Source organism: Romboutsia sedimentorum, assembly GCF_030131845.1.
GTDB classification, from domain to species: Bacteria; Bacillota; Clostridia; order Peptostreptococcales; family Peptostreptococcaceae; genus Romboutsia_D; species Romboutsia_D sedimentorum.
The window spans coordinates 240,432-256,721 of the sequence record NZ_JASKYM010000003.1; the positions used below are offsets into that span (position 1 = coordinate 240,432).

Here is a 16,290-nt window from a genome sequence, read left to right on the forward strand (position 1 = left end):
TAGTATAGAATAATCTATAAGTAGGGGGGATAATCATGAAATTAGGTATTATAGGAACTGGAATGATTGTTAAAGAGTTTTTGACAATCACTTCATATTTAGATGACATAAAAGTAGTAGCTATTTGTGGAAGAAAAAATAGCGAAAATACAATTAATGAGCTAAAAAATAAATATAACATTGATAATGCTTTTTATAACTATGATGAATTACTTAACAGTGATGTAGATACTATTTATATTGCATTACCAAATAATTTACATTTTGAATTTGCAAAAAAAGCAATAGAAGCAAATAAAAATGTTATAGTTGAAAAACCAATAACATCAACATATAAAGAAGCACTAGTTTTAAGTAACTTAGCTAAAGAAAAAGGATTATTTATATTTGAAGCAATTACTAATCAATATCTTCCTAATTATAAAAAAACTAAAGAGTTACTTCCAAAGTTAGGGAATATTAAAATTGTTCAATGTAATTTTTCTCAGTATTCTAGTAGATATGATAAATTTAAAGAAGGTAATATTTTACCAGTCTTTGACCCTGAATTTTCAGGTGGAGCATTGATGGATTTAAATATTTATAATATTCACTATGTAGTTGGGTTATTTGGAAAGCCTAAAAATGTTGAATATTATGCTAATATTGAAAGAGGAATAGATACTTCTGGAATATTAGTATTAGATTATAAAATATTTAAATGTATTTGTATTGGAGCAAAAGATTGTAAAGCGCCTATTTCAAATAACATTCAAGGGGACAATGGGTGTATACATCAAGATAATCCAACTAATTCTTGCGAAAAATTTGAGCTATTAATGAATGATGGAACAAGCCTTTTAATCGATGAAAATAACTATGATCATCGTATGGTTAATGAATTTATTGAATTTGCAGATATAATAAAAAATAATGATATAGAAAAATGTTATAAAATTTTAGCACATACTTTAATAGTTAGTGAAATACAAACAATTGCAAGACAAAAAAGTGGAATAGTATTTAAAGCAGATATGAATATAATATAAGATTAAAATTGAATATTAATTTATCAATGTAGCATATATCAGATATTTAATTAGATTTAGATAAACTTCAAAAACTAAATCTATTATAACTAATAAAGTAGAGCGTGGTGTAGTATCATATCCGGATAAGATACTTTTTTCGGAAAAAGTATTTATAGGAATACTAACTAGCCTAGACAATGATAAATCATGGCTATTAACTAGGGCATATGTATTAAAAAATATATCTAATAGCTTACGGAGATAGCATATATGAAGAAGGTAAATATAGCTTAGATACGTTAAATAAATTTTAAAATAATAAAGTAGGTAACGCTATATCTGATGTTCATATATTGACAATGTTTGAGTATACTTCAGATGATGGATTCTCTGTTGTTGATTACATGGAGATAGATAAAAAGTTGGGTGAATGGGAAACTATAAAAAGTTTTTCTAATGACTATAGGCTAATGTTTGATTTTGTTGCAAATCATATTTCTAAAAGTAGCAAGTGGTTTAAGGGATATTTAAATGGAGATGAAAAGTATAAAGAGTATTTTATAAAAAGAGACGAGAATTTTGATTATTCGAAAGTCGTAAGACCTAGAACTTCACCTATTATACATGCGTATAAAGGAAAAGAGGGAGTTAAAACTGCATGGACAACGTTTAGTGAAGATCAGTTAGATATAAATATAAAACACTTCCCAGTATTAATTGAGACGACTGGTACAACTTGTATACATCTTCCTCAAACCCATTCTATAATACAATTGTGGAGATTAATACTTGATTACTTTAAACCTAATACTCAAATAATAACAGAAACTAATGTACCTCATAAAGAAAATATAAGTTATTTTGGAGATAAAAGTAATGAAGCTCATATGGTATATCAATTTACGCTACCTCCGCTTACTTTATATACATTAACAACACATGACTCTACCAAATTAACTAAATGGGCGAGAAGCATAGACAAAGTATCTGGTAGTGCGACTTATTTTACTACAGATAATGGTGGTAAAGTGTCATATAAAAATAATCCTGATGGAAGTAAGTCAGTATATGAATTGAATATAAATTACTTAGATGCTTTGATAAATAAAGATGAAGATGTTAGTGAAGAAATTCAGGTTCAAAAAATACTATCTGCTCATGCTATATTATTATCGTTTGTAGGGATTCATGCAATATATTATCATTCATTATTAGGTTCGAAAAATTATTATAAAGGAGTAGAAGAGTCGGGAATAAACAGAAGAATAAATAGAGAAAAACTAGAGTATAACGATATATGCGAGCAACTAGAAAAAGACAGTAGAAGAAAAAAATATTTGATGAATTAAAAAAATTAATAGAATTAAGAAAACAAGAAGCCGTATTTTCTCCATATGCAAAGCAAGTAGTTCTTGATTTTGGAAAAGATGTATTTGCACTAGAACGTGAGGATGAATAAAAAAATGAAAAAATAATATTCATTACAAATGTTACACATGAACCTAAAATAGTTAAAGGCGATTTTAAAGGAATAAATATATTAAGTAAAAACAAGGTTAATAATGAGATAAGATTATTACCTTATGAATTTGTATGGATAAAATGTAAATAATATATGATTTTAAAATGAATTAGACTTACATAAAAAACCTACAGTTGGGGGAACTGTAGGTTTTTTTATCTTGGGGGAGATAGGTTGTTTTATCCGTTCATATTTTAAGTATTGTCACTTTTTTTCTATAGTATACATATTTTTGAAAAAAATACATAAAATATTAAGTTGACTTTATATTGCATATATATATAATAAGTTACAGATATATTTTATAAAAATAGTAATATTATTATATATAATATTAACTTGAGATATAACAAATTTATATAAATGGTTGAAAGAATACCAGTATAAATTTTTGTTAAAGGAGTTGAAATCGATGAGTAGTTTATCGGCAAGAAAGCAAGTTAGAAAGAAAAAGAAGAAGATGAAGAGAAAAGCTGTAGTATTAATCACTGTAATATTAATATTATTATCTATATTACTGATTGGGACATTAAGTGTGTCTAAAGCTACAGTTAGCGACTTAGAGGCTAAGCCAATTAAGCATGAAAACGTAGATAGTAAATATATGGTATTAGTTAATAGAAAAAATAAAGTAGATGAGAAATTTTATCCAAAGGATTTAGTGATTCCAAATATAAAGTTTTTAAGATCAAATTCTAGTAATAAATATTTAAGTAAAGATGTAGCAGTACAAATAGAAAATCTATTTAATAAGGCTACCAGCGAAAATATAAATTTACGTGGAGTTTCTGGATATAGGTCTTACAAGTATCAGAAAAATTTATACAGAAATAACATAAGAAAATCAGGTGAAATACAAACAAATAAATATATGGCACAACCTGGAACTAGTGAACACCAAACAGGACTAGCTATAGATATATTGTCTTCTGAGTATGCGAGTTTAGACGAAGGTTTTGAAAATACAAATGCGTATAGATGGTTATTAGAAAATATAAGCGAATATGGATTCATAATTAGATATCCAAAAGGAAAACAGGATATAACAGGATATGCATATGAACCATGGCATTTGAGATATGTTGGCAAAACAGCAGCAACAGAAATAAACAAAAAAGGAATTACATTAGAAGAGTATTTAAATGAAAATAAATAGATTAATACAATTAGTCAATTAAGTATATATAAAAGTGTATAGATAATTAAAAAACTTAATATATAATATTGCGCAATAAAAAACTACAGTGGGGAAACTGTAGTTTTTTTTATCTGGGGGAGATAATTTTAATTTGATTATAGTTTAATTATTATCAGTTTTTTAAGAAAATATACATATTCTGTTCAAAAAAAATTAATATGATTGACAGTGGATTAATCAATATGATATATTTGTTAATATGATTATATATTAAATATATTAACAATAACTAGATAGGGGTACTGCGATGAAAAAGAAATTTTACTTAAACAACTTTAAAACACAATGGATTAAATATGATGACTACCAAATAAATATAGATAATAATGGAAATGAATATATAGTTCCAAACAAAGATTCAAATTATACTATTTATAACCCCTTTGAAGTTTCTGATAAATTATTATTTGATTTAATAGACTTAGGAGATGAGGCTTTAAAAAAGGATTCAGACAAAAATATTATAAAAAAGAAAATTTTATTATTTGCTAGAAATTATGGATTATTAGGGTTAATAAGTTCAAGTGTTTATAATAGAAACATTATAGGTGAGGAAAAAGTACTATTTACTGAGAACAACATAATTACAAAAGAAAAATTAATGGATACTAGCGAGTATATGAGTTTATTTACGCCATTTGCATTAGAAGGAGATATATACACTAGAACATTTGATGATCATTTAACAGTATTTAAAGCAGAGGATTCACCAAAGTTTTATGGGAAGAGACCTTTAATACTAGATGTAGTATTTTCTAAATTTTATGCAGAACAGTTAAATTGGATTATAGAATTTGCAAAAAATATTTCTATTCATCTAAATCAATTAATAATATATAAAAACATAAGCTTAACAGAACCTGTAACAATTATGGCAGGTAAATTTAAAGCAGAAAAAATTGGATTTACTATATCTATGTTTGATAAACCTGAAATTAATTGGGAGTTTGATTCATTAGAAAGCACAATAGAAACCATATATGCGTTTGCTCTTACAGATGAAAGTTTTATACTTACTCGTTGTGAATATTGTAAAAAAGCTTTTGTTGCCAAAAGTGAAAGAGAAAAATATTGTTCTCCTTCTTGTAGAAACTGTATAAACGTTATAAAAAGTAGAAATAAGAAAAAACTTATAAAGGATTTGAATGAAAATGAAACTGCAGAAAAAAATAAATTAACAAAGAATGATATTGGAGAAGTAAAAGGAGTGAAAAATATGAAAATTGATGAGAAAAAGAAAGAAGCTATTTATGAATATAAAGAGAGAAAAACTACAGGGGGCGTATATAAAATAACTAATATAGTTAATGATAAAAGTTTAATAAGATGCGAGATAGATCTTAAATCAATGGAAAACCGTTTTAATTTTTCTGTATCAACAGGTTCTTGTGTAAATATAAAAATACAAAAAGACTGGAAGGAATTTGGAGCGAAAGCATTTAAATTTGAAATTTTAGAAGAAATTGAAATGGAAAATGATATGAGCATTATTGACTTTAAGAAAGAACTGAAGACTCTTGAAGAAAAATATATATCTGAGGCTAATAAGGAAAATTTATACTAAATAAATTAACTAGTAAAATAATATGGCAATTTATAGTTAAAAAAATACGATAATTGATAAAAAAATAGACTTTTTAATATATAGATTAATCAATACTGATATAATTATTCTTATATAAAGCTTACAAATTGGAGGTATTGGTAATGGAGATAAATAAATATTTTGATGTTAAAATCACAATATTAAAAAAACTAGTTGTAGAGGATATTCATAAAGAGTATGCTAAAGAAAATTTACCGGTAGTTTGTGCAAAGGGTAAAGTAGGAGATGAATTTATATCAAAGAATTGCGAGATGCCAGAGAAATTTTGTATAGGAGCGTGGAAAGGCTTAGAAAGCAAAGTTATGTTATTAGCATCAGGAGATAATAGTCCTTATGTAAAGCAAGATGGCGTAGCGATACATTCTTGTAATGATGGGCTTCATCCTGTTATATATAAATTAGAAAGACTATAGTTATAAACATATGAAAAGCTACTCAAAAGAGTAGCTTTTCATATGTTGTATTTTAAAGTGATATAATTAAAAAATAAAAAATACAGATAGATAAATAAAATTATAAATGTTATGAAAAGATATAGTATAATAATGAAAATATAAAAGTATTAATAAAAATTATATGGAGGAGTATTAAATGGGTTATAAAATTTTAATAGCTGAAGATGATGAAGATATTATAAAACTTATAAAACTTTATCTTGAAAATGAAAAATATGAAGTGTTTTGCGCCACAAATGGAATAGATGCTTTAAATATTGTAGAAAACAATGATATAGATTTATTGGTTTTAGACATTATGATGCCAAAATTAAATGGATATGAAGTCACAAAAAAAATTAGAGAAAATAGTAATATGCCAATACTTATTCTTTCAGCAAAAAATTTACATAGTGATAAAATATTGGGGCTTGATTTAGGTGCAGATGATTATATAGCAAAACCTTTTAATCCATTAGAGGTTATAGCTAGAATAAAGTCTTTATTAAGAAGGTGTTATAACCTTAATATTAAAATAGATAAAAACAAATCTGCAGAAAAAGGGAATATTTTAGAGATAGGTCAATTAGTTTTGAACACTCAAAATTTTACAGTTACTAAAGATAAAGAAGAAATAATATTGACTCCAAGTGAATATAAGATACTTGTTACCCTAATGAAGTCTCCAGGAAGAGTATACACAAAGGTTCAGATTGGAGAAATAATAAAAGGTGATTACTTTATAAGTGACGATAACACTATTATGGTACATATATCTAAGCTGAGAGAGAAAATTGAAGACAACCCTAAAAATCCAATTTATATAAAGACCATACGAGGAGTAGGATATAAGTTTGAAAAGTTTAAGAAAAACTAAAGGAAGTAGCTTTTTCTCGCTTCTTATAAAAAATTATGTACTATTTACCATAGTAAATATAATAATACTTTATGCAATATGCGTAATGGGAGTTTATGTTATGAGTAAATCATTAGATTATCCATATAGTGAACCATCAAGTCAAAGAGATATTCTTGAAAGTGGAAATTATGAAACGTTAAATGTTAACAAGATTGCAGGAAACAGAGGCTATATTGAAATATTAGATGAAGAAAATAAGGTAATATATAGAAGTGGAAAAATTGAGAAAAAAATTAATAACTATACAGATAAAGAAGTTGAATATATTCCAGATTATGAACAAAATACTTTTACTACAAAGCTTAAAAAATATAAAGATAAAAATAACAAAGAATTAACTATGCTTATAAAAGAAAAGAATTCTAATTATGAAGAATATAAAGTAGGATACATAGCATTTCAAATTTTAGATGATAAATTAAATGTTTTATATAGTGGCGGAGAAATTGAACAAAGAAGTTCATATACAAAAAAAGAAATAGGGTATTTAACTGATACCATATCTAAAAAATATCTAATAAGTAAGTATTCATTTAAACATAAGGACGGTCAAAAAAGAACATTAATTTTAAAATATAGAAAAGTAAATCAAGATAAGCAAGTAAGTGTTTTATTTAAAGGAGTAAAAACATCGTTTATCCTATTTATAGTTATATATGTAGGTTGCATCGGAATGTTTGTAATTTTATTAAATAGAAAAGTTAAAAAACCTATTAATAAATTAAATGACGCTATAATTTCTTTAGCACAAGGAAATAGCAATGAATTTATAAATTATAAAGGACCTTATGAGTTTGTTCAAATATGTAATAATTTTAATGTTATGGTGTCAAAGCTAAATGAAATTCAAAAAGAAAAAGAATTGTTAGAATCTGAAAAACAAAAAATGCTTGCAGATATTTCTCATGACTTAAAAACGCCTATTACAACTATTCAAGGATATGCAAAGGCATTGTCTGATGGGCTTATATCATCAGCCGAAGAAAAGAAGTATCTTAATATAATATATCAAAAATCTAATAATTTAACAGAACTTATTAATATTTTTTATGAATATAGCAAATTAGAGCACGCTGATTTTAAACTTAACTTAGTTAAAAAAGACTTAAGTGAATTTATTCGTGCCTATGTGGCTGAAAAATATGAATATATATATGACATTGGTTTTGAAATACAAGTTAATATACCGGATTATCAACTTATTAGCAAATTTGATGAAATTCAGCTTAAAAGAGTTTTTGAAAATATTGTAAATAATAGCATAAAACATAATGAAGAAGGAACTACAGTAGCTATTTCGTTAAAAGAAGAAGAAAAATATTATAAAATTATAATTGCAGATGATGGAATTGGAATACCTAAAGATATAGTTAAAAATATTTTTGATGCTTTTGTAGTTGGAGATGATTCAAGGAATACTAAGCAAGGATCAGGATTGGGACTTGCAATTTCTAAAAATATAATTGAGAAACATAATGGAAGTATAAGTCTTATTGTTAACGATGAAGATATATTTAAAACTGTATTTGAAATATTGCTACCAAAAGAATAGCTAAATAAAGATACTGTAACTAAAATTAGTTACAGTATTTTTATTTCTTAAAGAAAGCTTAACAAATCTTAAGAAATTTTACGCAAGTATTAAGGGAAACTTTAGAAGAAGATGATATTATTAGGTACGATAGAAAAGAGTAATATAAAAGGAGAAAAACTATGAATAATTTAAAGCAATTAATATTAGATCCTAGACAATATTTTTTAGAAAGTGAAAATAAAATAATTGAAAACAAAAAAACAGTAAGGTTAACGTTGCTTATATTAACTTATTCAGTAGTGCAAATAATTAGTGTAATTGTGTCAAATAATCACATAAATTATTTGTTAAACTCTATAGTTGAAATCCCAAAAATTTTAACAATAACATTTGAGGCATTTACATTACCTATATACTTATTAGGTATAGTACTAAGTGTTAATATTTATTATTTTATTATTAAAAATTTGGTAATAAAATATGAGAAAAAGAACATTGAAGATGCAAAATACTTAAAAAAGATTTTATATGTTATAAATATAATACCAAAGATCATTTTTTTATTAGCAACTATATTAAATGCTTTAGTTGTTAAAAATCATCAAATTTTACTTATGATGAATTCTGTAAGTTGTATATTTGCAGGAATTATATATTTTTATATGCTTTACAATCTTCTTAAGTTCTATTTAAAAACTGAAAAATTGTATAAAATATTGCCAATAATAGTTTATATATTTAATGTAATTGACAATGTAGGAATAATCTTAAAAGCTTAATATGACATAATTTTAGATTATTTATTTAATAAATTTTTTAGATTTAAGTGATGAATTTATAAAAAAAAAACAAAAAAAAACAAATAAAAAAATAAATGCAAAGTATTTCGAAATACGTAAACAAAAGGGATAGTTCGAGTCTAAGCTACAAAAGATTACAATATTGTACTTGAATAAACATTCACAAAGTAATAATATATTGATATTATTACTTTGTGAATATTTTATAGGAGAACACATATGAAAAAATTAATTTATTTAATTGTACCGTTGTTAATAGGAGGAATGTTTTCATTTGGATTAAATAAATTTCTTGACTATCAGATTGATGACTTACTTAAACAAAAAGATTTAATCCAGATGAAAAATGACTCTCTGAGTGATTTAAAAGATAAGGGAAGTATTGTAAATAATCATTTTTTAAAAAATGAAAATATAATGATGTTGGGATCATCGGAACTAGGTCATTCAACAAAACAACATCCAATACATTATTTCAATACGAATAGAAGTAAAAATGGAGTAGTGCCTATAGGAAGGGCATATACACAAAATTTACAGGATGCAACTATATTGGGAAGTGTAGATCCAACTATAAAGGACAAAAAAGTTGTTCTATTAGTTTCTATGCAGTGGTTTATGGATAAAGAAGGTGTCACAAGCCATCATTATCAATCTAGATTTTCGCCGAGCCAATTTTATAAATTTTTAGAAAATCCTAGTATTTCAGACGAGAATAAACTGAAATTTACAAAAAGAGCAAGCGAGTTGTTAGTAGGATGTAGTCAGTTTAAAGCTGAAGCTGTTTATGCAAAACTATATAATCCTAAATCACCTGTAGAAAAAATAGAAAAAATCTTGTTAACACCGTATTTTGAAGGAAGAGAATATTTTGTTAAGCTTAAAGAAAAAGGGAAGGTATATAAAAAATTACTTAAGCAAGAAGAAAAGAAAAAACAAAAGCCAGCTAAACATATAGATTGGAATAAAGAAAAAGAACAAGCTATAGCTGATGCTAAAAAAAGAGTAGGAAATAACGATCTAAGTATAGACAAAGTATATTACAAGACTAACTTTGGAAATAATTTAGACAAAGTAAAAGGTAAATATAATGATGTTAATTTACTACAGTCAAAGGAATATGATGATTATCAACTTACACTAGATGTATGTAAAGACTTAGGAATTAAACCTGTAGTTGTAATGCTACCATCTATGGATAAATTTTATAATGTAGTAGGTATATCTAAAGAAGAAAGACATGCGTTTTATGACAAAGCAGAAAAAATTGCAAAGAATGAAGGCTTTAAAGTCATAGACCTTAGAAAAAAAGAAACAGAAAAATATTATTTACGTGATGTAATGCATCTTGGTACGAAAGGATGGGTGGATGTTTGTGAGAGATTGTTTAAAGAATTTAACCAGTAATAAGTATATGATGACTAGTTTTATTTTGACGTTAATTATAATCGCAGCTATAGTGATATTAACATTTACATCGTTTAAAGAATTAACATTTATATATAATGAATTTTAGTAAGGATGGTATATGATGAAAATTATTGAGAGTATAAAAAAATATTCAAAAACAGATAGAGTAGCATTAAGATGCAATGAAGAAAATCTTTCTTACAAAGAATTAGAAATTTATTCAGAAGCAATAGCGCTATATTTAAAAGAAATGTATGGGGAGGCAAATACTCCAATAGTTATATATGGAAACAAAGAAAACATGATAATGCCATGTATGATAGGTGCTTTAAAATCAGGAAGAGCTTATGTTCCACTTGATATTAGTTTTCCAATAGACAGAGTATTTGAAGTAACTAAAGAAGTTAACCCAAAAGTATTATTTAACTTTAGCGATGAATCTGACTTTGGAGATTTAGAAGTGGTAAATGAAGATAAGCTTAAAGAGATAATAGAAAAATATAAAGATAATGAAATATCTAAAGATAGTTGGGTAAAAGAAGATGAGGATGCGTATATATTATTTACATCAGGAAGCACAGGCAAGCCAAAGGGTGTTCAGATAAGTTCTGATAACTTAGATAGTTTTGTTGACTGGGTAAGCCCTCATTTAAAACTTGATGGAAGTGAAAAGGTAATTATGAATCAAGCAGCATATTCATTTGACCTTTCAGTTACAACTATATATCCAGGGTTAGTAAATGGAGCTACATTGTTTTCGTTATCAAAGAGTGTATTAGCTGACTATAAAGAATTATTTAATCAATTTTCAAAATCTGATATAGCAGTATGGGTTTCAACTCCATCATTTGCTAGGGTATGTGTAACAGAAAATAGTTTTAATAATGAGATGCTAACAAAATTGGAATCGATGATTTTTATAGGTGAGACTCTTTCAAAGAGTTTAACTAAGGAACTTATATACAGATTCCCTGAAACAAGAATTATAAATGGATACGGGCCAACAGAAGCAACTGTTGGTGTTAGTTTAAATTATATGTCACAGGATTTAATTGATGATGAGAAGAGTCTTCCAGTTGGATACCCTATGGAAAATTGTAGAATTAAAATCATAGATGAATGTGGAAATAGCCTTAAAGATGGTGAAAAAGGCGAAATTGTAATAATAGGACCGTCAGTTTCTAAAGGTTATTTTAATAATAAAGGAAAGACTGATGAAGTTTTCTATTATGATGAAATTGATGGAGTTAAATGGAGAGCTTATAAAACAGGAGATATGGGGTATATGATAGATGGAAATATATACTATTCTGGAAGAAAAGATTTCCAAATTAAATTAAATGGATTTAGAATAGAGATAGAAGATATAGAAAATAACTTAAGAAAAGTTGATAATGTAAAAAATGCAATAGTTCTACCAGTTTATAAAAATGATAGTATTGCTTATTTAAAAGGCATTGTAGACTTAAAAGAGAGTAATTCTTTAGGTAATATAAAAAACGGAGTTTTAATTAAGAAGGAATTAGGAAAATACATACCTTCATATATGATTCCAAGAAATATAAAAATTATAGATGAGTTTCCACTAAATATTAATGGGAAAATAGATAGAAAGAAACTTATGGAGGAAAATTAATGACGTTTTCACAATATGGAGATTATTTCTATCTTTATATACTACTATTAACATCAATACCAGCAATTATTTTAGGCTTAAATGGTAAAAATATAAAGTACTATGGAATGATTGCGAGTTCATTTATGATACTTTTAATAATAGGAGTAAATGTTCAACTTTCATTCTTGATAGCCTTTATAATAATTCAAATTATAGTAGTTAAAGGATATGAATATGTAAGAAAAAAAACCGATAGTAAATATGTATACTGGATATTTTTATTAGCTTCAATGTCTCCAATTATAGCCAATAAGCTTTTGCCAGTAGAAATATTTGGTCCTATTGGGTTTATAGGTTTATCTTATTTAAATTTCAAAACTATCCAAATGGTTATTGAAATTTATGATGGAGCAATAAAAGAAGTTAAGATTTCTAAAATGCTTTATTTTGTATTGTTTTTCCCAACACTAAGTTCGGGACCAATTGATAGGTCAAGAAGATTTGAGAAAGATTTAGAAACAAAGATATCTAGAGATGAATATATAGAGGAATATTTAATACCAGGTGTGACAAAGATATTTATGGGAATTGGGTATAAATTTATAATAGCATTTTTACTTGATACACATTGGATGTCACATATACCACCAGAAAAAACTTTCTTTAATGCTCTTAGCTACATGTATGCATATAGTTTATACTTATTCTTTGATTTTGGAGGATACAGTTTATTTGCAGTAGGGACAAGTTATATATTTGGTATAAAGGCACCAGATAACTTCGACAAGCCATTTATAAGTAAGGATATGAAAGAATTTTGGACTAGATGGCATATAAGTCTTTCAAGATGGTTTGGAGATTATATTTTCTCAAGATTTGTAATAGCTTCTATGAGAAAGAAAAGATTTAAGAAAAGAGCTACAGCAGGTCGTGTTGCTCAAATGATTACAATGACAATTATGGGATTTTGGCACGGATTAACTTGGTTTTATATTGTATACGGATTATATCAAGGTGTAGTACTTGTATTAACTGATATTTACCAAAAAAATTCTAAGTTTTATAAAAAACATAAGAAAGAAAAATGGTTTGAGATTGTTCAAATTGTAATAACATTCCATATTGCATGTTTTGGATTATTGATATTCTCAGGGTATTTTTCATAATTTAAGGAGGAGTATAAAATGGAAGAGAAGGTTATAGAAATATTTGAAGATGTTTTAGGGTGTGATGAGATAAGAGATGATTTAGATATGAATTTATTTGAAACAGAACTTTTAGATTCACTTGCTATAATAGAGGTTTTACTTGAAATTGAAGAAAGACTTGGAATACCACTTCAACCAACTGATCTAGAAAGAAGTGATATGGCAACAGTAAATAATTTAGTTAAGTTTTTAAAAACAAAATAGACTAAATTGTTTTAAAATTAGTTTGATAAAAAATGAAATTAAACACTCTACACAATAGACTTGAAAAGTTTATTGTGTAGGGTGTTTTTATATGCTTATAATAGTTTCGTAATTTGTCAAAATGTGGTAAAATATCACATATATTAGTTTGTAAATAGAATGATAATGTTAAGGGGGATACAATTGAAAATTTCAAATAAAACTATAATAAGCTTAATAACCTCACTTTTAGTAATGGAAAGCGCTACAGGGTTAGTATTTGCAAATCCAGAGGTAAAAGATGCTGAGATAAAAAATGCTATAAATCAAGAAGAGCCATTTGTAATTACAGGGGAGATACCAAATCAAAGCCAAAAAGATAATATATCTGAGGAACAAATTATAATTCAATATTTAAATAAATTGCAAACAACATCTACATTTAAATTCAAATCTAAAGAAGACGACAAAGCAGACTCACAAGTTATAGTAAGACTACAACAATATATAAAAAACATACCTATATATGGTTCAGACATAGTGGCTTGCATAGACTATAATGGAGAAATTAAGTCAATATCAGGATATATAGAATCTACACAAGAAGCATTAAAGAATTTTAAAACTACATTTAAAATAAATAAAGGAGAAGCTATAAACATAGCAATAGAAAAATTTGGAGTATCAAAGAGTAAAAATAAAAATATAGATACACAATTGTATGTATATAAAAATATAGATGAATATAAGCTTGCATATAAAGTTGATTTAAAAATGATAGATACACAATTACAGAGTCAGACTATATTTATAGATGCAAATGATGGAAGTATAATACGTCAATCTGAAAATATAAATAACTTAGTACAACCCAAAATAGCTAATGCAAAGGGAGTATTTGGTGATGACAAAGAAATACAAGTAGCTTATAAACAAGGAGAAGCAAATTTTGCTGATGGAAATTATTTTATAGATAATACTAGAGGGAAAAATCCGATAAAAACAGTAGATTTAAAAGGACAATATTATTTTCAATATGATTTGATTAATTCTATGGAAAAAGACATAAAGTATTATACACAAAATTTAGAACAAAGCGATGGTAAATTTGTAGATGCACACTACTATGTAGGAAAAGCGTATGATTTTTATCATGATACGCTTAATAGAGATGGGATAGATACAAATGGAAGCAAACCAGTAGTACTTGCAAATGTAAATAATCCTGGGAATGCATTTTATATTCAAGATAAAGGGATAGATGTTTTAGCATTTGGAAATGGAGATTCAGAAAATTATGATGCATCGGGTTCTATAGATATAGTAGGGCATGAATATACTCATTCAATAGTACAACATACAGCTAAATTAGAATATGAGGGCCAATCAGGAGCTATAGATGAAGCATATGGAGATATATTTGGGACTTTGATAGAACATAGCTATAAAACAGATAAGAATTGGATTATAGGTGAGGATATGGTTAAAAATGGATATCTAAGGGACTTAAGTAATCCTAATGTAGATGATGTTGATAAATTAAAAGTATGCAATGAAATTCATACTCATAATTTAAGATGTGATAATAATTATGTTCATTATAATAGTGAGATAATAGATAAAGTAGCATACCTAATATCACAGGGAGGAATTCATAATGATATTAATATTGAGGGAATTGGAGAAAAACGAATGGGTGAAATTTTCTACAATGCGCTTACAGAAGGTTTATATTCTCAATCTAATTTCAAACATTTAGGTGAAGTTTTAATATCTAAAACTAAGACATCTACTGAAAAAGAAACAGTAGAAAATGCACTGAAATCAGTAGGAATAATAGATTCTCAGGTTGGTATAAATGAAATTATAGGTAGCACTAGATATGAAACAGCTACTAAGATAAGTCAAAGTGGATGGAGTGAGGCTAACAATGTAGTACTTATAAATTCAAGTGCTATGGCAGATGCACTTTCTTCTACACCATTTGCTAAATCTAAGAATGCACCTATACTTTTAACACAAAGTAATAAATTAAATGAGGAAACTAAAAAAGAGATAAGTAGATTAAAAGCTAAAAATGTATATGTAATAGGTGGAAGTAGTGTAGTATCTGATAATGTGATTTCTGAACTTAAATCTATGGGGCTTACTGTAGATAGAATTAGTGGAGATGATAGATACATGACGTCACTAGAAGTTGCAAAAAGATTAGGAAATATATCAGAAATAGCATTTGTGAATGGAGAAACTGGTATTCCTGATGGAGTATCAATAGCTCCAGTTGCGTCTACTAAAAATATGCCAATAGCACTTGTATCTCCTAGAGATGGAGCTAAGGTATTTAACGAGTATATAAATTATAATAACATTAAAGCATCTTATATTATAGGAAAACAAAGTGCTATATCAAATGAAATTACAAATAAATTACCTAATGCAAAAAGATTAGGTGGAAACGATAGAGATGAGACTAATGCGATTATAATAAAAGAGTTTTACAATGACAACAATCTTAATAATATGTTTGTAACTAAGGATGGAATGGACAAAGAGGACAATCTTATAGATGCACTGTCTATAGGTGTTTTAGCATCTAAGGAGGCATCACCAGTTGTAATAGTAGGTAAAAATTTAAATGAAAAACAAGAGGAAGTGTTATATTCTAAAAAACCAAAGATTCTTACGCAAGTTGGAGGAAATGGTAATGAAAATGCATTTGAAAGAATAAAACAATTATATAATTAATAGTTATTTTGATCATTAAAATATTATTTGTTTGTTCTTATTAAATAAAAAAATAATAAAGTAGAAAATATTTTTAGTTTGTTAGAAAATTATATTTTATAAC

At 26.3% G+C, this 16,290-nt stretch carries 13 protein-coding genes; all 13 read left to right on the forward strand.

All coding sequences use genetic code 11. The annotated features are described in order from the left end of the window. Positions 1–35 precede the first annotated feature (35 nt). The 13 genes from QOZ84_RS09310 (at position 36) to QOZ84_RS09370 (ending at position 16,187) form a co-directional block, all read left to right on the forward strand. Positions 36–1,028 carry a Gfo/Idh/MocA family protein gene (locus QOZ84_RS09310; RefSeq protein WP_284132683.1) on the forward strand — a complete coding sequence of 331 codons (993 nt, stop codon included), beginning with the start codon at positions 36–38 and terminating at the stop codon, positions 1,026–1,028. 341 nt (positions 1,029–1,369) lie between these two features. Further along, a complete protein-coding gene (locus QOZ84_RS09315; protein WP_284132723.1) occupies positions 1,370–2,359 on the forward strand; it encodes an alpha-amylase family glycosyl hydrolase in 990 nt (329 codons plus the stop codon). Between the two features lie 585 nt (positions 2,360–2,944). Next, complete coding sequence (locus QOZ84_RS09320; protein WP_284132684.1) at positions 2,945–3,688, forward strand: M15 family metallopeptidase; 744 nt, start codon at positions 2,945–2,947, stop codon at positions 3,686–3,688. 289 nt (positions 3,689–3,977) lie between these two features. Next, positions 3,978–5,294 carry a GIY-YIG nuclease family protein gene (locus QOZ84_RS09325; protein ID WP_284132685.1) on the forward strand — a complete coding sequence of 439 codons (1,317 nt, stop codon included), beginning with the start codon at positions 3,978–3,980 and terminating at the stop codon, positions 5,292–5,294. Between the two features lie 143 nt (positions 5,295–5,437). Next, complete coding sequence (locus QOZ84_RS09330) at positions 5,438–5,749, forward strand: TIGR04076 family protein (protein ID WP_284132686.1); 312 nt, start codon at positions 5,438–5,440, stop codon at positions 5,747–5,749. A gap of 178 nt (positions 5,750–5,927) precedes the next feature. After that, positions 5,928–6,647 carry a response regulator transcription factor gene (locus QOZ84_RS09335; protein WP_284132687.1) on the forward strand — a complete coding sequence of 240 codons (720 nt, stop codon included), beginning with the start codon at positions 5,928–5,930 and terminating at the stop codon, positions 6,645–6,647. After that, entirely contained in the window at positions 6,625–8,241 is a 1,617-nt protein-coding gene (locus QOZ84_RS09340; protein WP_284132688.1) for a HAMP domain-containing sensor histidine kinase, read from the forward strand. Before QOZ84_RS09335 ends, QOZ84_RS09340 begins: the two co-directional genes overlap by 23 nt. A 161-nt stretch (positions 8,242–8,402) precedes the next feature. After that, positions 8,403–9,002, forward strand: coding sequence for a hypothetical protein (locus QOZ84_RS09345; protein WP_284132689.1), 600 nt, complete (start codon positions 8,403–8,405; stop codon positions 9,000–9,002). Between the two features lie 240 nt (positions 9,003–9,242). After that, on the forward strand, positions 9,243–10,430 hold the full coding sequence (dltD, locus tag QOZ84_RS09350) for a D-alanyl-lipoteichoic acid biosynthesis protein DltD (protein ID WP_284132690.1): 1,188 nt from the start codon (positions 9,243–9,245) through the stop codon (positions 10,428–10,430). Between the two features lie 124 nt (positions 10,431–10,554). Beyond that, positions 10,555–12,069: a D-alanine--poly(phosphoribitol) ligase subunit DltA gene (gene dltA / locus QOZ84_RS09355; RefSeq protein WP_284132691.1), complete on the forward strand. Its 1,515-nt coding sequence runs from the start codon at positions 10,555–10,557 to the stop codon at positions 12,067–12,069. Further along, entirely contained in the window at positions 12,069–13,217 is a 1,149-nt protein-coding gene (gene dltB / locus QOZ84_RS09360) for a D-alanyl-lipoteichoic acid biosynthesis protein DltB (protein ID WP_284132692.1), read from the forward strand. Before dltA ends, dltB begins: the two co-directional genes overlap by 1 nt. A gap of 18 nt (positions 13,218–13,235) precedes the next feature. Continuing rightward, positions 13,236–13,463 carry a D-alanine--poly(phosphoribitol) ligase subunit DltC gene (gene dltC, locus QOZ84_RS09365; protein WP_284132693.1) on the forward strand — a complete coding sequence of 76 codons (228 nt, stop codon included), beginning with the start codon at positions 13,236–13,238 and terminating at the stop codon, positions 13,461–13,463. Positions 13,464–13,646: 183 nt separating this feature from the next. Beyond that, complete coding sequence (locus QOZ84_RS09370) at positions 13,647–16,187, forward strand: cell wall-binding repeat-containing protein (RefSeq protein WP_284132694.1); 2,541 nt, start codon at positions 13,647–13,649, stop codon at positions 16,185–16,187. The last annotated feature ends 103 nt before the right edge of the window (positions 16,188–16,290 follow it).